Genomic DNA, 21,719 nt, shown 5'->3' on the forward strand with positions numbered 1-21,719 from the left:
AGGGGCCTGGAAGGGGGTGTCCTACCGATCTCTGCGCGCGCGTGCTCGCCCGGCTGTTCCCGCGGGCCCCGCGGGGCGCGGACCCCTGGCCGACCCTGCTGTGGGCCACGGGCCGCGCCGAACTGCCGGAGCACCCTCGTCTCACCACGTGGCGCTGGGACAGCACACCGCGGTCGTAGGGGCTGAGCCGCTTCAGCCGCGGCTGGGCCGCTGCCCCCGTGCGCGTTGCCCGGCGCGAGACGGGTGGTTCTGCTCGCGCCAGTCCCGGGGCGTGATGCCGTAGGTCTGTTTGAACACCTTGCTGAAGTGGGTCGCGTCCACGAAGCCCCACCGCCGGCCGATCGCCGCGATGGTCCGCTGCCGACCGCTCGGTCCGGCCAACTCCCGTCTGCATTCGGCGAGTCGGCGGGTGCGGATCCAGTCGCCGAGGCTGATGTCCGCGCGGGACAGGACGGCGTAGAGATGGCGTACGGAGATGCCGTGCGCCGCGGCGATCCCCGCCGCCGACAGACCGGGGTCGGCCAGGTGCTCGCGCATGTACTGGGTGATCCGCAGGCAGAGCGTCGCCTCCAGCGAGGCCCTCGCCGGTCCGGAGTCGCCGCGGTGGGTCGCCACGACCGCGCGGAGCAGTTCGATGCTGGGCTGCACGGCGGCGTTGGCGTGCGCGTCCTGCTGCAGTTCCTCGCTGACGGACAGGTGCGAGAAGTAGGTGAACGCCAGCCGCGCGAGGGGAGAGCCGGCACCCAGGGGGACGGCGGTGATCTCGCGCAGGGACCGGTCGGGAATCGCGAGCGCCGCGCGGGGGAAGCGCAGGAAGTGGTGGTCGAGTCCCTCGTCGAAGGCGAGCGTGTAGGGGGCGTTCGACACGCGGACGACGAGGTCTCCCGGCCGCAGCAGGCACTCGCGGCCGTCCTGCACCATCAGGCAGGCGCCCGTCATCTGGAGGCCGAGGACGACGGAGTCCTCCTCGTCCTGCCGGGCCAGCCGGCGCGTCCGCCGGAGCGTGACGCCGGTCGACTGCCCCGAGACGATCGTGAGAGGTCCGACGGTGCCCAGACGCATGCGCGCGGCGATGCCGGCGGCCGGCGGCCGGTGGTCGATCTCGACCGCCACCATGGACTTCCACACCACGTCCCGCAGCATTTCCTCCCGGTCCTGCGGCGGGACGGAGGCGGTGTCCAGGGACAGGTTCACCGGCCGGACCTTCGCGGGCGGCGGCCGCGGCCGCGACTCACCAGAACCTTGGTGTCCACTCCTCAAATCCTCCCGTTGGTACGGACTTCCCGCGCGGGAGCCTGGCTGAAACGCGACTGCGGCGCAACCGGTTCCGCGGGACCGGTGGCGCGGTGGGCGGCGTGCACGACTGACACAGTGCTGTGCACGGCCGACAAAGACCGGACCCCGCGAGCGGCCTACGTTCGTTGCTCGGACCGCCACGTCCGCGCATGGCGTGAAGCGAACCGAACGGGGGCGGTGCGCTTCACGCCATGCATTGCCGACATTGCCAAGCGAGTTCGGTGGCCAGGCAGGTCCTGGCCGTCACTCTCGGCAAGGAGAACGGATTCGTCATGAAGATCGCACAGAGGGGCGCGGCTGCCGCGGCCATGGGCGCGCTGGCGGTGCTCCTCACCACCGGGTGCTCCTTGAGCGTCGGCGACGCCCACAAGAAGGACGAGCCGACGACGGCCACGCCCACGTCCGCCGCCGAGGAGAGCCCGGTCGCGGACGAGCCGACGGGCGCGGCACCGTCGCCCGAGGCCTCGTCGCCGCCCGCCGACACGGGCGTGACCGGGAGCGGAGCGGTGCACAAGGACCGGGTCGAGCAGACGATCTCCGACAAGATCGCCGCGAGGACGGGCAAGCGTCCCAGCCAGGTCGTCTGCCCCACGCACCTGCCGGCCCGGGTGGGCGCCACGATCCGCTGCCGGATCACCGCGGACGGCCAGGAGACCGGCGTCACCGTCACCACCGTGTCCGTCAACGGCAAGCAGGTCAACTTCAGCGTCAAGGCCGACGACGCGACCGGGTGACGCGCACCGACGCCGACGCCGACGCCCACGCCCCTCGCCCACGCCGGTCGCCGACCGGATCGCGGACGCCCGATGCAGATGGTGGGTACGTGCCCATAGGGTGGGTGGGAGATTCGGGCGGGGCGTGAGTGGTGGGAGTGGTGCGTGAGCGAGCAGGCCGTACGTTGGGGTGTTCTGGCGACCGGGGGCATGGCCGCCGCCTTCACCGAGGATCTGTTGCTGGAGCCGGGGGCCGACGTCGTCGCCGTCGGGTCCCGGTCGGTGGACGGGGCGCGGCGGTTCGCGGAGCGGTTCGGAATTCCGCGGGCCCACGGCAGCTGGCGTGAGCTGGCCGACGACCCGGACGTCGACGTCGTCTACGTCGCGACCCCGCACGCCCACCACCTGGCCGCCGCCACCGCCTGCCTGGAGGCGGGCAAGCCGGTGCTGTGCGAGAAGCCGTTCGCCCTGAGCGCCCGCCAGACCCGCCTCCTCATCGAACTGGCCGCCGAGCGGCGGCTGTTCCTGATGGAGGCGATGTGGACGTACGTCAACCCGACCGTGCGCCGCGTCGTCGAGCTGGTCGCCGACGGCGCCATCGGCGAGGTCCGCGCGGTGCACGCCTCCTTCGGCGGGCGCGTCACGGCGCCGCCCGAGCACCGGCTGTGGGACCCGGCGGCCGGCGGCGGCGCCCTGCTCGACCTCGGCACCTACCCGGTCTCCTTCGCGCACCTGCTGCTCGGCGTCCCCGACGGCGTCACCGCCCAGGCGCGGCTCTCGGCGCGGGGCGTCGACGAGCAGACCGGCGTCCTGCTCGGATACGCGAGCGGCGCGATGGCCGTGCTGACCTGCTCGCTGCTCGCCGACGACGAGCGCCGCGCGGTGGTGTACGGCACGGCGGGACGCGTCGAGATACCGCGCGACTTCTACAACCCGGCGTCCTTCGTCCTGCACCGCGACGGCCACGAACCCGAGACGGTGACCGCCCCGCCGCAGCGCGGCAACGGCTACGGCCACCAGGCCCGCGAGGTCATGCGCTGCCTGCGGGCCGGGCTCACCGAGTCACCGCTGGTGCCGCAGGCCGGCTCGCTCGCCGTGATGGACACCCTGGACAAGGTGCGCGAGATCGTCGGGGTGCGTTACCCCGGGGAGTGAGCCGGCCGGTGCCGGCGCGAGACGGTGCCCACGCGAGACGGTGTCCGCGCGGGCCGGGCGTCAGCGGCCGGGCGGGGCGAACTCCGGCTGGTCGAGCAGGCGCAGCCAACTGCCGTCGGGCTGACGCCGGACGACCTGCGCCCGCGCGCCGGCCCCGTCCTTCGGAGGAGTCGAGGTGAGGGCGATGTCGCCGCTGATCAGCGTCGGCAGAGGCTGTTCCGGCTCGAAGCGGGGGCGGTTTGCGAGCACCTTCTCCCACAGCGCGCGGATCGCCTCCCGGCCCACCGTCACCTCGCCCGGCGGGTAGGCCAGCACCGCGTCCTCCTCGTAGAGCGCGGCGACCCCGGCCGCGTCACCGGCGTTCGAGCGCTCGACGAACAAGCGGGTGATGTCCTCCGGGCGCATGGCCTTCTCGTATGCGTACCCGGCACTGCGCTCGTGCTCCGGCATGGGTTCCTCCTGGCCTTGTCGTGTGCTCCGGTGCTTCCTCCTCAGCGTGGCCGCCCCGCCCGGCAGAAGTCCAACAGATCGTTCTGCTGGGAATGAGAAGCTCTGGTTATGGAGTTGAGGCAGCTGGAGTACTTCGTCGCCGTCGCCGAAGAACGGAACTTCACCCGTGCCGCCGAGCGGGTGCACATCAGCCAGTCCGGCGTCAGCGCTCAGATCCGGCAGCTGGAACGCGAGCTCGGCGCCGAGCTGTTCGACCGGTCGGCCCGGACCGTCACCCTCACCGTCGCGGGAAAGGCCGCGCTCGACCACGCCCGCGCCGCGCTCGCCGCAGCCGCGGCCGTCCGTCAGTCGGTGGGCGAAGTGACCGGCCTGATCAGGGGGCGGCTGACCGTCGGGATGGTCGTCGGCTGCACCGTCACCCCGCTGTTCGACGCCCTCGCCGCGTTCCACGAGGCCCACCCCGGCGTGGAGATCTCGCTGCTGGAGGACAACTCCGACCGGCTCGTAGAGGGGGTGCGTTCCGGCGCCGTCGACCTGGCGCTCGTCGGGACCGCGGCCGCCACGCCGGACGGGCTGGACGCGCTGACCATCGTCAGCGAGCGGCTCGTGATGGCGGTCCCGGCCGGACACCCCTTGGCGAAACGGCGGCGGGTCACCCTGCGCGACCTGATCGCCCACCCCCTCGTGTGCATGCCGCCCGGCACCGGGCTGCGTACCGTGTTCGACCGGGCGTGCGCCGCACAGGGCCTCCAGCCCGTGATCGCGCTCCAGGCCGGCGCCGCGGACGCCATCGCCGACCTCGCCGCCCGCGGGCTCGGTGTCGCCGTCCTCAGCGCCTCGATGGCCGCGGGCTACCGCGACCGGCTCACCGCCCGCACCATCGACGACGTCGAAACCCCGGCCCTGCTCGCCCTGGTGTGGAGGAGCGCGCCCAACCCGTCGGTGCGCGAGCTGCTCGTGCACGGCCGACGGGCCTTCACCCGGGCGGACGACCGTGCCCGGCCCCGGCCTCAGCCATAGGTCCAGCCCTGCCATTCCCGGCAGGGAAAGGCCCGCCCCCGGGCCCCGGGTGTACCGGGAGTCGGGGGCGGGCCCGCGGTGCGGCACCGTGCGGGGCGGCGTCGGTGTGCCGCACCGAGTCGGGTCAGGCGGTGGGCAGGACGCCCGTGCGGGCCACCTCGGCGTACCAGCGGGCGCTGGCCTTCGGGATCCGCGTGCCGGTGGGGTAGTCGACGTAGACGGCGCCGAAGCGCTTGCTGTAGCCGTGCGCCCACTCGAAGTTGTCCAGCAGGGACCAAAGGAAGTAGCCGCGCACGTCCGAGCCGTCCTTGATGGCCCGGTGCACGGCGGCCAGGTGGTCGCGTACGTAGGCGATCCGCTCGGGGTCGTTGACGTTGCCCTCCGGGTCCGCGTAGTCGTGGAAGGCGGCGCCGTTCTCGGTGATGACCAGCGGGAGCGCGGGGAAGTCGGAGGACAGGCGGCGCAGCAGCTCGTACAGGCCCGACGGGTCGACGGCCCAGCCCATGGCGGTGGTCTCGCCGGGCGGTTGGTGGAACGCGACCCGGTCGGCGCCCGGCCAGGGGCTGTGGGCGCTCCTGCCGTGTCCGTCGGAGTTGTGCGTGCCGCTGCCGTCGGCCTCGGAGACGAGGGTGGGGGAGTAGTAGTTGACGCCGAGGAAGTCCAGCTTCTGGTGGGCGCGTCGGAGGTCGCCGTCGCGGACGAAGGACCAGTCGGTCAGCCCGGCGGTGTCCTTGACGAGGTCCTCCGGGTAGGCGCCCTGGAGCATCGGTCCGGTGAAGACCCGGTTGGCGAGCGCGTCGATCCGGCGGACCGCGTCGGCGTCGGCCTCGCTGTCGGTGAGCGGCCGTACGTGGTGGATGTTGAGCGTGACCGAGCACTGCGCGTCGGCGGGGAGGCGGTCGCGCAGCGCCTGGACGGCCAGGCCGTGGCCCAGGTTGAGGTGGTGCGCGGCGCGCAGGGCGGCGACCGGGTCGGTGCGGCCGGGGGCGTGCACGCCGGAGCCGTAGCCGAGGAACGCGCTGCACCAGGGCTCGTTGAGGGTGGTCCAGGTCTTCACGCGGTCGCCGAGGGCGTCCGCGGCGATGGCGGCGTACTCGGCGAACCGCTCGGCGGTGGCGCGCTCGGGCCAGCCGCCGGCGTTCTCGAGTTCCTGCGGCAGGTCCCAGTGGTAGAGCGTGGCGACGGGCTGGATGCCCTTGGCGAGGAGCTCGTCGGCGAGCCGGCGGTAGAAGTCCAGACCCTTCTGGAGGGCGGGGCCCCGGCCGGTGGGCTGGATGCGCGGCCAGGCGAGGGAGAACCGGTAGGCGCCCAGGCCCAGTTCGGCCATGAGGGCGACGTCCTCGCGCCAGCGGTGGTAGTGGTCGGTGGCGACGTCACCGGTGTCGCCGTTGCGGACGCGTCCCGGGGTGCGGGCGTAGGTGTCCCAGATGGAGGGCGTCCGGCCGTCCTCGGCGGCCGCACCCTCGATCTGGTACGAGGCCGTCGCCGAGCCCCAGAGGAAACCCTCGGGGAAGGTGAGGGCGGCGTCCGGGGCGGTTGCGGTCTGCTGTGCTGCGGGGACCACGTGGATCCTTTCGGGAGGGAGGAGAAGGGAGAAGCGGGAGGGAGAGGAGAGCGCGGCGGGAGGGAGGGAGGGAGGCGGGCGCGGTCAGCCCTTGACGGCACCCGCCATGATGCCGCTGACGATCTGGCGGCCGAAGACGATGAACATCGCCAGCAGCGGCAGCGTGCCGAGCAGCGCGCCCGCCATGATCAGGGACTGGTCGCGGACGTAGCCGGCGCTGAGCTGGGTGAGGGCGACGGGGACCGTCGGGTTGGTCATGTCGAGCACCACGAAGGGCCAGAAGAAGTCGTTCCAGGCGTGCACGAACGTGATCATGAACAGCACGGCCATCGCGGGCCGCGCGACCGGCAGCACGATGCTCCAGAAGATGCGCAGCGAGTGCGCGCCGTCCACGCGGCCGGCCTCGACCAGCTCGTCGGGCAGGGCCTCCGTGAGGTACTGCCGCATGAAGAACACGCCGACCGCGCTCACCAGGGTCGGGAAGATGACGGCCGGCAACTGCTGGGACCAGCCGAGCTCGGACATCATCATGAACAGCGGTACGACCCCGAGCTGCGGCGGCACCATCATCGTGCCGATGACCAGCATCATCAGGACGTTGCGGCCCTTGAAGCGGAGTTTGGCGAAGGCGAAGCCGGCCAGCGTCGCGAACATCACCGTGGACAGGGCGATGACCCCGGCCACGATCGTGCTGTTGATCATCGCCTTGCCCATCGCCGCCTCGTCCCAGGCGCGGGCGAGATTGCTGAACAGGTTCGGGCCGGGCAGGAACGGCGGCGGAGTCTGGCTGACCCGCGTGTTGTCCGTCGAGGCGGCGACCATCGTCCAGTACAGCGGGAAGATCGACAGGATCGCCGTGATCGCGAGCAGCACGTAGGCGAGCGGGCCGGCGTGGTGCTGGCGTCCGGCGCGCGGGGCGAAGAGACGGAGGCGGCGGGGTGCGGCGTGCCGCTTCGAGGGGGTCCGGGCCGGCACGTCCGTCCGGACCGGGAGGCTTTCGGTGGTCATGGCGGACTCCTGGTCAGGACGTACGGGAGCGCAGGCGCTTGATCAGGCGCTGGGCCACGAAGACGAGGACGAGCAGCAGGAACATCGCCCAGGCGACCGTCGCCGAGCGGCCCATCTGGTAGTTCTTCCAGCCCTCCTCGTACAGCAGCAGCCCGAGCGTCTGGTACTGGTTGTCGGCGCCGCCCGAGATGCCGTTCGGCCCCTGGCCGAAGATCAGCGGCTCGCCGAACAGCTGCGTCGCGCCGATCGTGGACAGCACGATGGTGAACACGATGGTCGAGCGGATCCCCGGCACGGTGACGTGCGTGAACTGCTTCCAGCGGGACGCGCCGTCGATGGCGGCGGCCTCGTACCGGTCGGCGGGGATGGCCTGCATGGCGGCCAGGTAGAGCAGCGCGTTGTAGCCGGTCCAGCGCCAGATGACGATGGTGGAGATCGCCGCCTGGGCGGGCCACTTGTCGGCCTCCCAGTTCACCGGGTCGATCCCGACCGTGCCGAGCATCCAGTTGATCATGCCGAAGTCGCGCTCGAAGAGCATCGTGAACACGAGCGCGGCGGCGCCGACCGAGGTGGCGTACGGCACGAGCGAGGCGACGCGGAAGAACAGCGAGCCGCGCATCCGGTAGTTGAGCAGGTGCGCCAGACCCAGCGCCATCAGCAGCTGGGGGACCGTGGACAGCACGCCGATGGTGATGGTGTTGAGCAGCGCGTTCCAGAACCGTGAGTCGTTCCACAGCTCGACGTAGTTGTCGAGCGCCACCCACTCCATGAGGTCGAGGGTGGCCAGTTCCACGCGGTGCAGGGAGATCCAGGACGTGTAGACGAGGGGGTAGAAGCTGAACGCGGCGAACACGACGAAGAACGGCGCGACGAACGCGTAGGGCGCGCCCTTGACGTCCAGCCGGTGCAGCAGCGCGCCGCGCCGCCGGCCGGCGCCGTCGCCGCCCGGCCGCGGGGACCTGGCCGCGCGCCTGTCGCCGGCCTGGGCCTTGGTGGTGGAGGTGGCCACCGGACTTCCTTCCTGAGAGCGGATCGTGAGCCGGGCCCCGGGCCCGCCGGCACGTGCGGCGGGCCCGGAGAGCCGTAGCGTCGAAGGTCAGCCGACGGCCTTCTCGATGCGCTCGGCGGTCGTCTTCCAGGCCTCGTCACGCGAGGCGCCCTGCTGCTCGATCAGCGTCAGGCCCTGGGAGAAGGTGTCCTTGATCGTGCCGTCCTTGCGGCCGAGGACCTGCTTGTCCGGTATGTCCTGCGCGGCGGCGCCGAAGATCTTGCCGATCGGGGCGTTGTTGAAGTACTCGGAGGTGACGTCCGTGACGTCGGGGCTCTCCAGCGCCTGCTGCGAGGACGGGACGCTGCCCTGCTTCTGGAAGATGTGGGCCTGCTGCTCCGGCGCGGTCAGCCACGCGACGAGCTTCTTGGCCTCCTCCTTCACCGGGCTGTTCTCCACCACGCCGAGGAAGGAGCCGCCCCAGTTGGCGCCCTTGGGGGCCTTGGCGACGTCCCACTTGCCCTTGTTGGCCTCGCCGGCCTTCTCACCGATGTGGCCGAGCATCCAGGCCGGGCAGACGGCGGTGGCGAAGGTGCCGTTGGCCAGTCCCGGGTCCCAACCCGGCTGGAACTGGCGGAGCTTGGCGCTCAGGCCGTCCTCGGCGGCGTGGGCCGCGAGGTTCCAGGCCTCCTTGACGGCCGGGTTCTTGTCGTAGATCAGGTCGCCGTTCTCGTTGTAGTACTGCTCGGGGTAGCCGTAGACCATCGCGTTGAACAGGCCGCTGGCCGCGTCCATGTAGGCCACTTCGCCGCCCTTGAAGTCCTTCTTGAAGGTGCGGCCGACCTCGACGTACTTCTTCCAGTCGCCCTCCCACAGCTTGGCGACCTCGTCGCGGTCGGTGGGCAGGCCGGCCTTCTCGAAGTAGTCCTTGCGGTAGCAGACGGCCATCGGGCCGATGTCGGTGCCGAGGCCGAGAACCTTGCCGTCCTTGGTGGTGATCTGCGACTGCTTCCACGGCAGGAAGTGGTCGGTGCCCGGTACGTCGGCGAAGTCCGCGAACTTCGCGGCCTGGGTGTCGACGATCTCCTTGGCCCGGCCGATCTCGATGCCCTGGATGTCCTTCAGGCCCTTGCCCGCGGCGAGCCGGGTCTGCAGCGCGGTGTAGTACGTCTGCTCGTCACCGGCGACCTCGGCCTTGATGTCGACGTTCGGGTTCTCCTTCTCGTACTGCTCCAGGAGACCCGTCTCCTTGAAGCCCATCACCCCGTACATGCCCATGGTGATGGTGACCTTGCCGTCCTTCTTGCCGCCGCCGGTCGCGGACTCGTCGCTGCCGCCGCAGCCGACGACCAGCGTGAGAGCGCCGGCGGTGGCGACGGTCGCCAACGCCTTCGTGCGCAGTGATCGATAGGTGCCCATGGGTCTCCTCGGGATGAAGGCGCTGACGGGGGTGGGAACGTGCCCAACTCTGGGTGGGCACGTTCCCACCGCGGTTGGAAGACTCGTGGGCGGGCGCGCGTCTGTCAATGACTTGAACGCAAATGACTCTCCGCGACTCCGCATGGCGACCCGGAGGGGTTGTTCTCGACGGGTGCTTCGGGGACCGTGGCGTCTGTCAGAATTGCCGCTGGTCACGTCCGCGGCCGACGCGTCGCGGCCCGTCCCAGCGGAGGAGCGCATGACCGGGAACCGCCGTCCCACGATCAAGACGGTCGCCGCCCGTGCCGGGGTCGGCCGGACGACGGTGTCCCGTGTCGTCAACGGCTCGGACCTGGTCAGCGCCGACGCGCGGGCCCGGGTCCTCGCCGCGATCAAGGAACTGAACTACGTCCCGAACTCGGTCGCCCGCGGCCTGGTCACCAACCGCACCAACGCGGTTGCCCTGGTGATCCCGGAGTCGGAGAGCCGGCTCGGCTCCGAACCGTTCTTCGCCGCCCTGATCAGGGGCGTCAGCGGCGCCCTCGCCGAGACCCGGACCCAGCTCCAGCTGATGCTCGTACGGGACCAGGCCGAGCGGGACCAGCTGACCGAGTCGGTGGCGACCCGCCGGGTGGACGGCGTGCTGCTGGTCTCCGTGCACGCCGACGACCGGCTGCCGGGCATCCTGGAGGACATGGGCCTGCCCACGGTGCTGGCCGGCCGCCGCGACGAGCGGGAGCGGCTGAGCTACGTCGACTCCGACAACGCCGGGGGAGCGACCGAGGCCGTCCGGCATCTGCTGCGCAGCGGCAGGAAGCGCGTCGCCACCATCACGGGCCCGCTCGACATGGACGTCGGCCGCAGCCGGCTCGCCGGCTGGCGCGCGGCGCACGAGGAGGCCGGGGTGCCCGCGCCCGAACACCTGGTGGAGAACGGCGACTTCACCGAGGAGGGCGGTGGCCGCGCGGTGCGTTCGCTTCTTGAACGCGCCGGGGACCTGGACGCCGTGTTCGCCGCCTCCGACCTCATGGCGGTCGGCGCTCTCGCCGAGCTGCGCCGCCAGGGACGGCAGGTGCCCGGGGACGTCGCCGTCGTCGGCTTCGAGGACTCCGTCCTCGCCCGCCACACCAACCCGCCGCTGACGACCGTCCGCCAGCCGGTGGAGGAACTGGGCCGGACGATGGCCCGCATCCTCCTCACCGAGATCGCCGAGTCCGGCGCGTCCCGGCAGCAGACGACGCTGCCGACGGAGCTTGTGGTGCGCGAGTCGACGTGAGGCGGGTGTGCCGAGCGGGCGTCCGGCGGCATGATCCGCCGGTCGGTTCCCGGTGCCGCCGCGGCGTTGCGCGGCGACCGTGGGTCGCCGTGGGGCGGCGGGCGTGCCGGCCGGGCGTGCGGCGGCGTGATCCGTGGGCGGTTCTTGGGGCTGCGGCGTTCTGTGGCGTCCGTAGGGCGGCGGGCGTGGTGGCCCGCGCGTGGGGCGACGTGATCCGCGGGCGGTTCTTGGGGCCGCTGCGTTGCGGCGTCCGTGGGGCGGCGGGCGTGGCGACCCCGCGAGTGCGGTGGCATGATCCGTCGGCGTTCCTCGGGGCCGCGGCGTCCGCGGGGGTGTCAGTGGCGGGCGAGGGCCGTGCGCAGGGCGCGGCGCAGGTCCGGGGGCACGGGCGGGCCGCCCGGCTTGGCGCCGGCCGTGAGGGCCGCCGCGACCGTGCGCAGCTTGGTGTTGGACAGCTGGGACGTCTCCCGCAGGATGTCCCAGGCCTCGTCCGACGTGCAGGCGTGGGTCGCCATGAGGATGCCGCGCGCCTGGTCGATCACGGGGCGTGAGGCGATCGCCTGACGGAGCTGGTCCACCTCTTCCTGGAGCACGTGCAGCCGCTCGGCGCGTTCCCTGGCGACGGCCGACGAGGCGACGGCGGACGAGGCGACCGAAGACGAGGTGGCCGGGGACGGAGGGGAGGCGCACGGGGACGAGTTGTCCGGGGGCGTGGAGTCGGGGGGCGTGGGGTCCGGCGCGGGGCGGGCGTCGCCGTTCAGCGGGTCGGTCGTGTCGAGGCCGGCGAGTTCCAGGATGCGCAGGGGCTGGCCCTGCCAGTGGGCCGTGGTCACGGTGGTGCCGTGACGGTGGCGGTGGTCGTTGAGCACGTCCAGGAACTGCAGCCCGGCCGTGTCCATGAAGACCACGCCGCTCATGTCCAGGTCGATCCGTCGGACCGTGTCCGGCAGCGCCGCCAGTACCCCGGCGAGGGCGTCCGCGCACCCGTGGACGAGCTCGCCCCGCGGACCGAGGGTCGCCCGTCCGTCCGGTTCCACACGGCAGTCGATCGCCGGCGTGTTCAGCCGCCCCGCGAGTGGTGAAGGTGCCGCAGAGGTCATGTCACCGCCTTGTCGTACTGTCCTGTCGGATGCACTGGTCCGGGGCCGGGGCCCCGCACCTCCCCCGTCACTCCCCTCAGGGGCGCGGGCGCGGTAACGGCCGGGGATCCGCGTATGAGGGGGTGTGGTCGTTCGCCTGCCCGCCGGATGGCGTAGTACACCCCGGCACGGGGAATGACCCGCGTCCCGTCGGGTACGCGCGGCCCAGCCCGGAAGGAGCGACTGCGAAGGTGAGGAAGCCGGCGTTCCGGCGCCCTGTGCGTCGGCGACCGAGGTGTCTGTGCCGATCGAGGTGTTCTGTGTCATGAGTGCTGTGGCCGACCCCAGTGAACCCAGGGGAACCCTGGGCCCACGCGGCCCCGGGGGACCGGCGGCGTCATCCGGGGTGTCACCGGGGACGTCGCCCGGGGCGTCACTGGGGGCGTCGCCGGGGGAGTTCTCCCATCCCGCCCTGTTCTACCGGGACGAACGGGAGTACCTCGCGGGCACGGTCGGCTTCGTGCGCGACGGACTCGACGCCGGCGACCCCGTGGCGGTGGCCGTGCCCGCCGAGAACCTGCGGCTCGTCCGGGACGCCCTCGGCGACCGCGGCCGGGCGGTGCGCTTCCTGGACATGCGCGAGGCCGGCCGCAACCCCGGCCGGATCATCCCCGGCGTGCTGCGCCCCTTCGCCGACGCGACGCCGCCCGGCCGCCGCGCGTGGATCATCGGCGAGCCGATCTGGGCCGGCCGCTCGGACACCGAATACCCCGCCTGCGCCCAGCACGAGGCGCTGATCAACGCCGCGTTCCGGGGCCGCGCGGCGACCATCCTGTGCCCCTACGACGTCCGCCGCCTCGACGACCGGGTCCTCGCCGACGCCCACGCCACGCACCCCACGGTCATCGCCCCCGGCGCCGACCGCGAGCGCCCCAGCCCCGCCTACGACCCCGAGGGCGTCGTCTCCCGCTGGAACCGGCCGCTGCCCGGCGTGCCCGGGTCGCTGACGTACGCCTTCGACGCGGACACCCTCACCCGGGCCCGGCACCTCGCCGTCGGCGAGGGGGAGCGGCTGGGGCTCGTGGGCCTGCGGCTGGAGGACGTGGCGATCGTCGCGGCCGAGCTGACCACCAACAGCGTCGTGCACGGCGGCGGTTCCGGAGTGCTGCGGATGTGGGAGGAGGGCGACGCCGTGGTGTGCGAGGTCAGCGACCGGGGCCGGATCACCGACCCCCTGGCCGGCCGGCTGCCCGCGCCCCGCGACCAGCGCGGCGGCCGGGGCCTGCTGCTGGTCAACCTGGTGGCCGACCTGGTCCGAGTCCACACCGGCGAGACGGGCACGACGATCCGCTGCTGGTTCCGCCGCTGAGCCGCGGCGCCCGCCCCGGGCGGCCCGCTCGCGGGTGCCGCTGCCGCCCTGCCGTCGCTGCGCGCGGCTCGCCCGGGCGCCGGTTCACAGCGGCCACTGGCGCATCACCGTTGTTCCCGCTCCGGAATCTCCCGCCGCCGTCCCGTCGTCGCGCACCGTCAGTCGTACCGCGTCGCGGCCGTCGGGCAGTGTCGCCGTCGCGTCGACGGCGACCTCGACGCGGGTGACGTCGCGGCGGCGGGACGCGTCGGCCAGGGCGCGTCGCAGCGCGGTCAGCAGCGGCGCCGCGACCTCGTCCGGTACGCGGTGGTCGACGGGCCCCGTGAACTGCGTGGACGGCGGGAAGCCCAGCAGGGCCGCCGCGCTCGCCGTCTCCCGCAGGACCCGGCCGCGCAGCGAGGCGGGCGCGTCGGCGGGCGGCTGCTGCAACGCGAAGATCGCCGTACGGACCTCCTGGACCGTCGACCGCAATTCGTCCACCGCCCGTCCGAGGGTGTCGTGGACGTCGCCCGGCGGGCTGCGGCGCTGCGTGGACTCCAGCATCATGCCGGTGGCGAACAGCCGTTGCACCACGAGGTCGTGCAGGTCGCGGGCGATGCGGTCGCGGTCCTCGTAGACCGCGAGGCGCTGCCTGCCGCGCCGGGCGTCGGCGAGGACCAGGGCGAGGGCCGCCTGCGAGGCGAACTGCGTCGCCAGGTGCCGTTCCACGGCGGTGTACGGCCGGGCGCCCCGCGCGCGGGACAGGGCCAGCGTGCCGATCAGCCGCCCGCCGGCCCGCAGCGGCAGCAGCATGCTCGGCCCGAACCGGTGCCGGACCGGTGTCGTCATCCGGGGATCGTTCGCCGCGTCGTCGGTGAACACCGGCTCTCCGCCGAGGAGTTGCTCCAGCACGGCCGAGCCCGGCGCGATCGTCGTCCCGACGATGCCGTCGGAGCCGTCGGAGCCGTCGAGGGCGTCAGGGGCGTCCGGCACGGCCGCGGTCACGATCTCCATGCCGCCCTCGGAGGTGGGCTTCAGGATGACGCCCGCGGCGGCGTCGGCGAGGACGCGGGCGCGTTCCGCGACGGTGGTCAGCGCGTCGTCGCCGGCCCCGCCCGACAGCAGCGCGGTGGTGACGGCGGCGGCGCCCTCGACCCAGCGTTCCCGGCGCCGGGCCGCCTCGTACAGGCGGGCGTTGCCGATGGCGACGCCGGCCTGGGACGCGAGCAGCCGCACCAGTTGCTCGTCCTCGTCGGTGAACGGGCCGCCGTCCCGCTTGTCGGCGAGGCGCAGTTCGCCGAACTCCTCGTCGCGCACCCGGACCGGCACGCGCAGCGACCACGGCGCGGACGGCAGGGCGGGCGGGCCCGCCGTACGGATGTCGGTGAGGCCGTCGCGGTGGGGGTCCCGGGCGACGAGCACGGCCTGCCGGGCGCCGGTCAGTTCGGCGGCGCCCGTCACGATGTGCCGCAGGGTGGTGCGCAGTTCGAGGTCGGTGCCGACGCCGAGGACGGCTTCGAGGAGGGGAGGCAGTGCGTCGCCCATGGGCGGTTCCCCCGCGCCGTCCCGGGAGACCTCTCAGCCGGCCAGCGGGTCGAGCACCATCGGCTCGATCTTGCCCTCCAGCATGGCGCCCAGGCCCTGTACGGCGCACACGTCGGGCCGCTCCGCGATGTGTACGGGCATGCCGGTCGCCTGCCGCAGCATCGTGTCCAGGCCGGGCAGCAGCGCGCTGCCGCCCACCATCATGATCCCGCGGTCCGCGAGGTCGGCCACCAGGTCGGGCGGGCAGTCCCGCAGCACCTTGCCGATGCCGTCCAGAACGGCGGTCAGCGGGGTCTGGATGGCGTCCCGGACGGCGGCGGTGTCGACCTGCACGGAACGCGCGAGCCCCGTGGCGACGTCCCGTCCGTGGATCTCCGTGGAGGCCGGGCCGTGCGGGGTGAGCCCGTTGCCGGACAGCGCGAGCTGGAGCGGGCGTACGGACTGGCTGGGCAGGACGAGTTCGTGCCGCTGGCGCAGGTGCTGGACGATCGCGTGGTCCACGGCCTCCCCGCCGACGGGGATGCGCTCGGCGGTCACGATGGAACCCAGCGACAGCACCGCGACCTGCGTGGCGGCGGCCCCGCACACCATGATCATGGTGGCCTCGGGCCGCTCCACGGGCAGCCCGCAGCCGACGGCGGCGGCGATGAGGGTGTCGACCAGCTCGACGCGGCGCGCCCCCAGACCGACGAGCGTCTCGATCGCCGCCCGCTGGGCGAGCGGGTCCGCGTCGTGCGGGGTGCAGGCGGCGGCCCGCAGCCGGGGCTTGCGGCGCAGGGCGCGGCGCATCTTGTCGCCGAGCAGGTGCCGCAGCATGCGCTGCGCCATCTCGATGTCGACGACCGTGCCGCCGGAGACGGGACGGACGACGCGGATGTAGCCGGGCGTGCGGCCCGTCATCTTCTCCGCGAACTCGCCGACCGCGATGAGCGCGCCGGTCCTGGTGTTCACGGCGGCGGCGGACGGCTGGTCGACGACGAGCCCGGCGCCCTTGACGTACACCCGCGTCCGCGCCGCACCCAGGTCGACGGCGAAGTGGCAGCGGCGCAGCTGCTCCAGACTGGCGGTCATGGCGGTTCCTCCCGAGAGCACAGACCGTGGACCACCGAGTGGCGGGCCTCCCTCGCATCGTCGGGGGGCGCGGGCGGGGCCGCCTTTTGTGGGGGGCCGGGCGGGGGGCCGCTGAATGGGGGGTTCGCGGGTGGCTCAGTTCGCCGAGAGCAGGGCCTCGGTCAGGGGCATGAGGGACCGTACGACCGGACCCCATCCTTCGGAGCGAAGGCGGTCCTCTTCGGGGTCGGAGCGGGCGACGCCGATGAACTGCATGTTCAGGCTTCGGGCCGCGTCCAGTTCAGCGACGGAGGAGCCGATCATCACAGGGCTCAGGGACGGGCCGCGGAACGACTTCAGCGCTCGCCGCAGACAGTCCGGGTGGGGCATCAGCAGGGCAGGGTCCCGGTTCCGGCCGTGCACGTCACGCACAAAATCGCTCACCGCGCGCGATCCGAGGTGGCGGCGCACCGCTGCCTCGGACACGTCGGTGACCACCTTGAAGCGGTGGGCCAGCGGGGAGGAGGCCAGGGCAGCCAGGAGTGACGCCGCTTCAGGTGGCTGCGGGGCGCGCGCCGCGGCGCGCAGTTCGAGGGCGTCGAGCCGGTCCCACAGGAGTGGCCCGAGTCGGTGGTCAGCGGCGAAGGCACGCAGGACGTCCAGGGGGTGCACCATCGACTCGGCGGACGTACGGCTGAGAGCCCGGCCGCTCAGCGCGTCCTCGGGCGGGCGGTGCTCAACGACCAGGCGCAGCAGTTCGAGGGCCGCGCTGCGGGCCGCCGTCGGCGAGTACAGCCGGGTCAGCAGCCCGTCGAAGCCGAGCAGCACGCCGTCCCGGCCCCTCAGTGCATCGGCCGGGGTGATCTCGCCGCGCGGGGCGGACCGGACCGCGTCCTCCGGCGCCAGCTGCACCGAGCACGCCACCGACAGGCCCGGCACCGGCCAGTCCCGCAGCCCGTCGCGGACCGCGTGCTGTGCGGCTCCCGCCCGCCGGACGGGATACCGGCGGGTGAGGCGCGAGGCCTCCCGCACGACGTGGTCGAGCAGGTGGTCGAGGACCGGGGAGGCCTCGGCCGCGACGAAGGCCACGGGGTCGCGGACGTGCCAGGACAACTCCACGGTGGCCACGAACGCGCCGCCCCGGGAGCTGGGCAGCGACACCGTGTGGGCGGAGCGGTGGGTGGTGAGGTCGACCTTGTAGTACTGGGTCAGGGGCCGGGTGGGCGCTTCGTCGAGCAGGGCGAGCCGGCCGTCCGAGGTGACGACCACGACGGCCGTGCGGCCCTGGTCCGAGAGGTGGATGGAGGTCGTGGGCCGGATCGGGAACGGGCCGCGCACGAGGTCCCGGCCGGGCTCCTCCTCCTGGAGCGGTACGTCGAGCGGGTGGTACCAGGCGAAGGGCGGGGTGCCCGGCCCGGTTCTCAGCGGTACGAACGAGGCGGCGTCCTCGGCCTCCCGGGCGGCGTACTCGTCGTACAGCGCCGGTGACACCACCAGGGCGTCGTCCTCGATCCGGTTCAGTACCGCCCGCATCTCGGGGGGTTCGACCGGCTGTCCTCCGTCGGCGAACCAGGCCGTGTCCCAGAACGTCGCCCGGACGCGGGGCCGGGGCTCCAGCCCGGCGAGCGCGAGGGGGAGCGCGGACAGGGCCTGCGCGATGACGCCGTGCACGTCGGTCCCCGGCTCGGTGAGGACGACGTGGCCGTTGGTGCGGGTGAGCAGCTCGTACTGGTGCGGGGCGAGACGGCCCCGTTCCAGCAGGCGCCTTACGGCGTCGCGGAGTTCGGCGCGGGAGCGGGCGGTGAGGAAGTCCGCCTCGAACACGATCGTGGGCCGGGCCGCCTGTGACGCCCGCGGCTCCCCGAGTCTGCGCACCGCCAGCGAGTACAGGCGGCGGAGTTCCTCGTGGTCCGGGTGTGCGCGGACCAGGAGCGCGAGTTCGGCCTCGGCGCGGTCGACGTCACCGAGTTCCAGGTCGAGTTCGGCCCGGCTCGCGTACAGCGTGAGGCGCAGGGCGCGCAGGCGGGCGCGGGTGGTGTCGGCGGCGGGGCCGGGGACGCCGTCGAGCGGGTCGCCCTGGTAGAGGTCCAGGGCCTGCTGGATCCGGGCACGGCGGGCGCGACGGGTGAGCGGCTCCGGTTCCTGGCCGCGCGCGGGGAGGAGGTCCTCGCAGTGGAGTACGTCGATGAAGGCGTCGGGGACGTGCAGGGCGAGGCCGTCGAGGCACGTCGCGACGACACCGGGGCCCAGTACGCGGCGCAGTTCCCAGGAGAGGCCGGTGAGGCGGGCGGCGGCCTCGTCGGCCGGAGGCGGGTCCTGCCACAGGCCCAGGGCCAGCTCACTGTTGCGCACGGGGCGGCCGTGCCGGAGCAGGAGCATGGCGAGGAGCGCCTGGGCCTCCGGGGACGGCGGGGTCAGCTCCCTTCCGTGGGCGCTGATGCGGACGGGGCCGAGGAGGGTGAAGCGGAGGCGGTCGAGGTCGCGGGCGGTGGGCGGGTTCGGGTCGCCCGCGGCGGAGAGCTGGGCGGCGGTGTCCAGGGCGGGCTCGGGGAGCACTCCTTCGACGAGGAAGGTGAGCAGCTGCCTGTACCGTCTTGGCGCGTCGACCTGGAGCGCCAGTTCGAGCAGCAGCAGGCCGAGCTCCTCGTGGTCGGAGACCTCGGGCCGGTCCCCCAGGGCGAACCGGCTGAGCATCACCGTGCCGTCCGGGCACAGCAGCAGCCCGTCGCGGCCCTGTTGGCCCCGGACCAGCCCGTGGTCGTGGAGCGTCCTCAGACCGTCCACGACATGGCAGGCGAGGCGGGCGAAGACCGGGAACGGCAGTTTCCCGGTGCCGCGGTCCAGTTCCGTCAGCGTGACGCCGTCCACGAACGCCGCGACCAGGTACGGCGTTTCGCCGTCCACGCCGAAGTCCAGCACGGGCACGATGTGCGGGTCGCGGAGCGAGGCCAGCGTCTCCGCGTCCCGCAGGAACCGCTCGCGCGGCGCCGCCTGTCGGGGAAAGCGGTGGACGACGACCTTCCGTCCGGTCCGGGTGTCCTCGGCCTCCCAGACCCGCTGCCCCTGCCCTCGCCGCCCGACCAGCCGGTACCGTCCGCCGACCAGCCGGCCCGGCTCGCCCTCGCCACCGCGAGCGTCCCCGCCCAGTCGCCGTACGGTCTCCTCGCTGACCGTCGCGATGGCCTCGTCCTCGCCGCTCGCAGGCCGCCTGCGGGCCTCCGCGCGGAAGTCGCCCGCCGCCAGGCCCGCCCGTTCGTCGATGAGGCCGCCGACGCGCGCCAGGAACGCGCGGGTGCGGCCCCGTGCCGTGCGGGGGAGGGAGTGGTGGAGCAGGTCGCGTACGCCGGGGCGGAAGGCGTAACTGCCGGGCGGGCCGGGGACGGTGGTGAGCATGCCGCTGAGGATGATCTCGGCGAGGTGCTGCGGGCGCGGGTCGCGCAGCAGGGCGTGCTGCACCAGGCGCATCACGGGCAGCGCCGGAACGGCCAGCGACAGATGCCCGGCGAGACGGAACGCCTCCGGGGACGCCGTACCGCGGAACCGCAGCACCAGTTCCTCGGGGTCGAGCTCGGCGATGTCGCGGGCGGCCTCCGCCGGCGGTGCGGGGGCGGGCGGCAGCCAGGCCACCGCGCCCGGGGCGCGGCCGCCGCCGGGGTCGCCGATCAGCGCCGCCCAGTTGGCCAGCCAGGACGGGGCCGGCTCCAGCACCGGCAGCGGCACGGCGGACGGGGGCCGGGGCGCCGCGTCCGGGTCGTACGGGGCGAAGCCGAGCGCGGCCGAGGGGGCCGCGGCGGACGGGGGCGTGAGCAGGCCGGGTTCGGCGGGCAGGGCCGTGGTGTGCCACAGGTGTTCCGGCAGGGGCTGTACGACGGCCACCGGCATGCGGGCGGACCAGCGCCGCAGGGTGCGGTGCCAGCGGTCGCCGTCGGGGCCCGGTCGCCATTGCGGGCCCATGCAGTCGCTGACGACGAGGGTGACGGTGCGGCCGTCGGCCGGGTCGGGCACCTGCCGGGCCCGGCCGTCGGGGCCTGCGGGGTGCAGGGTGACGGTGCGGAAGATGCCCGACTGGGCGAGGACGGTGTGCAGTTCGCGGACGAGGGGGCGCCAGACGGGCATGGTGGGGCCCGTGTCGTGGACCAGGTTCAGGCGCAGCCAGCGGTCCGGGGCCGGGCGCAGCACGGGCAGCCAGGCATCCGGGTGGGCGCCGAGGCGGGCGATCCGGTCGGCGGTGGCGTGCTCGTCCAGGACGCGGGCGTGCGGCGAGGGCACCTTGCGTTTGAGCGGGCGCAGGGCTCGTTGCAGGGCGAGCGGGTGGTGCAGCATCGGCGGCGCGGGCGCGAGCAGCGGCGTGCCGTCGCCGACGGCGGCGTCGCCGGGCCGCCGGTGCGGAGGCAGGTGCAGCGGGACCCGGCCGTCGGGCGGTGACTCCGGGCGGTGCGGTCCGGGTTCCCGGGGTGTGTCGACGGGGGTGGCCGGGGTCGCCTCCTCGCCGGGCTGCGGCATCGGGCCGGTCGGGGCGGGTGCCGTGCCGGCTGCCGCCGGGACGGCGTCGTCGCCGGGGCCCGGACCCAACTGCCCGGCGAGCCACAGCACTTCGGCCAGTTCGCGCGGCGTGGGACCGGCGTCCCCGGCCGCTTCCCGGCGCGCGGCGGCCAGCACGGCGCGCAGCCGGCCGACGCCGCCCGGCTCGACGCCCGTTCCCTCGGCGCCCGTTGGGGCGTCCGGCCGGGCTCGCCGACCCTCCGGGTCAGAAGCCATCGTCGTCCGCTTCCGCGCTGAGGTACGGCATCAGCTGCTCGGCCAACTCGTCCTGGGAAGCGGCGTCCAGGCCCGCGACGCCGGTGAGATAGATCGCGTTCAGCAGCTGGTCCGTGGCGAGTTCGCCGCTGGTCGCGCGGGTGAGGAAACCGTCGATCAGGGACTCGGCCCGCGCGTCGGCGCCGCCGAAGTGGGCGCGGACGATGTCGGTGAGCCGGTCCCGGTCCGGCCGGCGCAGCTTCAGGCGCACGCAGCGGCGCAGGAAGGCGGGCGGGAACTCGCGTTCACCGTTGCTGGTGAGGACGACGAACGGGAAGGCCCGGCAGCGCACCCGGCCCCGGCGCACGGTGACCGGACTGTCCGTGCCGTCGGCCAGCACCTCCGCCGCGCCCTCGGCCGAGTGGCGTGCGGCGCGGACCAGTTCGGGGATCTCGTACTGGCCCTCCTCCAGGATGTTCAGCAGGTCGTTCGGCAGGTCCAGGTCGCTCTTGTCGATCTCGTCGACGAGCAGCGCGCGGGGCCGCTCGTACGGCAGGAGTGCCGTGCCGAGCGGGCCGAGCCGCAGATGGTCCTCGACTCCGCCGGGCGGGCGCCGCCCCTCGTCCGTGCCGGCGGGGCCGGCCTTGCGGGCCGCGTAGAGGCGGGACAGCGGGTCGTACTGGTAGAGGCCGTCGGCCAGGGTGCTGCGGCTGGTGATGTTCCAGCGCAGGACCGGGCCCAGCCGCAGTTCGCGGGCGACGGCGTAGGCGAGGGACGACTTGCCCGTGCCGGGCGGTCCGGTCACCAGCAGCGGGCGGCGCAGGCACAGCGCCGCGTTGACCAGTCGCACGCTCTCCGGGCCGGCGACGTAGCTCTGCGCGCGGTGCACGCGGTCGGGGGACACGGCCGACTCGTCGTCGGTGTCGTCGGGGTGGGGCAGTGCGGGGCCGCCGTCGAACGCCCGCCACGGCGGCGGCGCGGGCAGCTCGGTGATGCCGTCGTGCGGCTCGCTCGTGCCGGTGTAGACGGACCAGTTCGGCATGTACGGGTTCTCCGGTCTGCGGTCGCGGG

16 protein-coding genes are annotated in these 21,719 nt (G+C 73.8%); 5 read left to right on the plus strand and 11 right to left on the minus strand.

Going from position 1 to position 21,719, the window contains the following annotated elements:
• Window positions 1-192 precede the first annotated feature (192 nt).
• Window positions 193-1,194: an AraC-like ligand-binding domain-containing protein gene (locus ACZ7D7_RS07850; RefSeq protein WP_470823056.1), complete on the minus strand. Its 1,002-nt coding sequence runs from the start codon at window positions 1,192-1,194 to the stop codon at window positions 193-195.
• Window positions 1,195-1,568: 374 nt separating this feature from the next.
• On the opposite strand from ACZ7D7_RS07850, the gene ACZ7D7_RS07855 reads away from it, so the two are divergent.
• Entirely contained in the window at window positions 1,569-2,030 is a 462-nt protein-coding gene (locus ACZ7D7_RS07855; protein ID WP_470823057.1) for a DUF4333 domain-containing protein, read from the plus strand.
• A 144-nt stretch (window positions 2,031-2,174) separates the two neighbouring features.
• On the plus strand, window positions 2,175-3,164 hold the full coding sequence (locus ACZ7D7_RS07860; RefSeq protein ID WP_470823058.1) for a Gfo/Idh/MocA family protein: 990 nt from the start codon (window positions 2,175-2,177) through the stop codon (window positions 3,162-3,164).
• 60 nt (window positions 3,165-3,224) lie between these two features.
• Here the strand turns inward: ACZ7D7_RS07860 and ACZ7D7_RS07865 are convergent, their stop codons facing one another.
• Complete coding sequence (locus tag ACZ7D7_RS07865; RefSeq protein ID WP_470823059.1) at window positions 3,225-3,614, minus strand: YybH family protein; 390 nt, start codon at window positions 3,612-3,614, stop codon at window positions 3,225-3,227.
• 108 nt (window positions 3,615-3,722) lie between these two features.
• Here ACZ7D7_RS07865 and ACZ7D7_RS07870 point away from each other — a divergent pair, with 108 nt between their 5' ends.
• A complete protein-coding gene (locus ACZ7D7_RS07870; RefSeq protein WP_470823060.1) occupies window positions 3,723-4,634 on the plus strand; it encodes a LysR family transcriptional regulator in 912 nt (303 codons plus the stop codon).
• A 124-nt stretch (window positions 4,635-4,758) separates the two neighbouring features.
• On the opposite strand, the gene ACZ7D7_RS07875 is transcribed toward ACZ7D7_RS07870, so the two are convergent.
• The 4 genes from ACZ7D7_RS07875 to ACZ7D7_RS07890 all read right to left on the minus strand — a co-directional run bounded on the left by ACZ7D7_RS07875 (window position 4,759) and on the right by ACZ7D7_RS07890 (window position 9,613).
• Window positions 4,759-6,198, minus strand: a complete 1,440-nt coding sequence (locus tag ACZ7D7_RS07875; RefSeq protein WP_470823061.1) for a GH1 family beta-glucosidase — start codon at window positions 6,196-6,198, stop codon at window positions 4,759-4,761.
• An 84-nt stretch (window positions 6,199-6,282) separates the two neighbouring features.
• Complete coding sequence (locus ACZ7D7_RS07880) at window positions 6,283-7,206, minus strand: carbohydrate ABC transporter permease (RefSeq protein WP_470823062.1); 924 nt, start codon at window positions 7,204-7,206, stop codon at window positions 6,283-6,285.
• Between the two features lie 13 nt (window positions 7,207-7,219).
• Window positions 7,220-8,215 carry a carbohydrate ABC transporter permease gene (locus ACZ7D7_RS07885; protein ID WP_470823063.1) on the minus strand — a complete coding sequence of 332 codons (996 nt, stop codon included), beginning with the start codon at window positions 8,213-8,215 and terminating at the stop codon, window positions 7,220-7,222.
• Between the two features lie 87 nt (window positions 8,216-8,302).
• On the minus strand, window positions 8,303-9,613 hold the full coding sequence (locus tag ACZ7D7_RS07890; protein WP_470823064.1) for an ABC transporter substrate-binding protein: 1,311 nt from the start codon (window positions 9,611-9,613) through the stop codon (window positions 8,303-8,305).
• Between the two features lie 259 nt (window positions 9,614-9,872).
• On the opposite strand from ACZ7D7_RS07890, the gene ACZ7D7_RS07895 reads away from it, so the two are divergent.
• Window positions 9,873-10,889, plus strand: coding sequence for a LacI family DNA-binding transcriptional regulator (locus tag ACZ7D7_RS07895; protein WP_470823065.1), 1,017 nt, complete (start codon window positions 9,873-9,875; stop codon window positions 10,887-10,889).
• A 335-nt stretch (window positions 10,890-11,224) separates the two neighbouring features.
• Here ACZ7D7_RS07895 and ACZ7D7_RS07900 read toward each other — a convergent pair whose 3' ends face one another.
• The gene (locus tag ACZ7D7_RS07900; protein ID WP_470823066.1) at window positions 11,225-11,989 is read right to left on the minus strand and encodes an ANTAR domain-containing protein; all 765 of its coding nucleotides are present in this window, start codon (window positions 11,987-11,989) and stop codon (window positions 11,225-11,227) included.
• Between the two features lie 304 nt (window positions 11,990-12,293).
• Between ACZ7D7_RS07900 and ACZ7D7_RS07905 the strand changes: the two genes are divergently transcribed.
• Window positions 12,294-13,337: an anti-sigma factor RsbA family regulatory protein gene (locus tag ACZ7D7_RS07905; protein WP_470823067.1), complete on the plus strand. Its 1,044-nt coding sequence runs from the start codon at window positions 12,294-12,296 to the stop codon at window positions 13,335-13,337.
• Between the two features lie 84 nt (window positions 13,338-13,421).
• Here ACZ7D7_RS07905 and ACZ7D7_RS07910 read toward each other — a convergent pair whose 3' ends face one another.
• The 4 genes from ACZ7D7_RS07910 to ACZ7D7_RS07925 form a co-directional block, all read right to left on the minus strand.
• Window positions 13,422-14,861: a sensor histidine kinase gene (locus tag ACZ7D7_RS07910; RefSeq protein WP_470823068.1), complete on the minus strand. Its 1,440-nt coding sequence runs from the start codon at window positions 14,859-14,861 to the stop codon at window positions 13,422-13,424.
• Between the two features lie 33 nt (window positions 14,862-14,894).
• Complete coding sequence (locus tag ACZ7D7_RS07915) at window positions 14,895-15,932, minus strand: rod shape-determining protein (protein ID WP_470823069.1); 1,038 nt, start codon at window positions 15,930-15,932, stop codon at window positions 14,895-14,897.
• 135 nt (window positions 15,933-16,067) lie between these two features.
• Window positions 16,068-20,669: an SAV_2336 N-terminal domain-related protein gene (locus ACZ7D7_RS07920; RefSeq protein WP_470823070.1), complete on the minus strand. Its 4,602-nt coding sequence runs from the start codon at window positions 20,667-20,669 to the stop codon at window positions 16,068-16,070.
• The gene (locus tag ACZ7D7_RS07925; RefSeq protein WP_470823071.1) at window positions 20,659-21,690 is read right to left on the minus strand and encodes an AAA family ATPase; all 1,032 of its coding nucleotides are present in this window, start codon (window positions 21,688-21,690) and stop codon (window positions 20,659-20,661) included. The genes ACZ7D7_RS07920 and ACZ7D7_RS07925 overlap by 11 nt, the downstream gene beginning before the upstream one ends.
• Between the last annotated feature and the right edge of the window lie 29 nt (window positions 21,691-21,719).

The sequence above is a fragment of the Streptomyces sp. NPDC037054 genome, assembly GCF_055606745.1.

Excerpts from the sequence above, each read along its gene's own strand:
- ACZ7D7_RS07855 (WP_470823057.1), top strand. The coding sequence starts at position 1,569 with ATGAAGATCGCACAGAGGGGCGCGGCTGCCGCGGCCATGGGCGCGCTG.
- ACZ7D7_RS07865 (WP_470823059.1), bottom strand. The coding sequence starts at position 3,614 with ATGCCGGAGCACGAGCGCAGTGCCGGGTACGCATACGAGAAGGCCATG.
- ACZ7D7_RS07870 (WP_470823060.1), top strand. The coding sequence starts at position 3,723 with ATGGAGTTGAGGCAGCTGGAGTACTTCGTCGCCGTCGCCGAAGAACGG.
- ACZ7D7_RS07880 (WP_470823062.1), bottom strand. The coding sequence starts at position 7,206 with ATGACCACCGAAAGCCTCCCGGTCCGGACGGACGTGCCGGCCCGGACC.
- ACZ7D7_RS07890 (WP_470823064.1), bottom strand. The coding sequence starts at position 9,613 with ATGGGCACCTATCGATCACTGCGCACGAAGGCGTTGGCGACCGTCGCC.
- ACZ7D7_RS07895 (WP_470823065.1), top strand. The coding sequence starts at position 9,873 with ATGACCGGGAACCGCCGTCCCACGATCAAGACGGTCGCCGCCCGTGCC.
- ACZ7D7_RS07900 (WP_470823066.1), bottom strand. The coding sequence starts at position 11,989 with ATGACCTCTGCGGCACCTTCACCACTCGCGGGGCGGCTGAACACGCCG.
- ACZ7D7_RS07905 (WP_470823067.1), top strand. The coding sequence starts at position 12,294 with ATGAGTGCTGTGGCCGACCCCAGTGAACCCAGGGGAACCCTGGGCCCA.
- ACZ7D7_RS07910 (WP_470823068.1), bottom strand. The coding sequence starts at position 14,861 with ATGGGCGACGCACTGCCTCCCCTCCTCGAAGCCGTCCTCGGCGTCGGC.
- ACZ7D7_RS07915 (WP_470823069.1), bottom strand. The coding sequence starts at position 15,932 with ATGACCGCCAGTCTGGAGCAGCTGCGCCGCTGCCACTTCGCCGTCGAC.
- ACZ7D7_RS07920 (WP_470823070.1), bottom strand. The coding sequence starts at position 20,669 with ATGGCTTCTGACCCGGAGGGTCGGCGAGCCCGGCCGGACGCCCCAACG.
- ACZ7D7_RS07925 (WP_470823071.1), bottom strand. The coding sequence starts at position 21,690 with ATGCCGAACTGGTCCGTCTACACCGGCACGAGCGAGCCGCACGACGGC.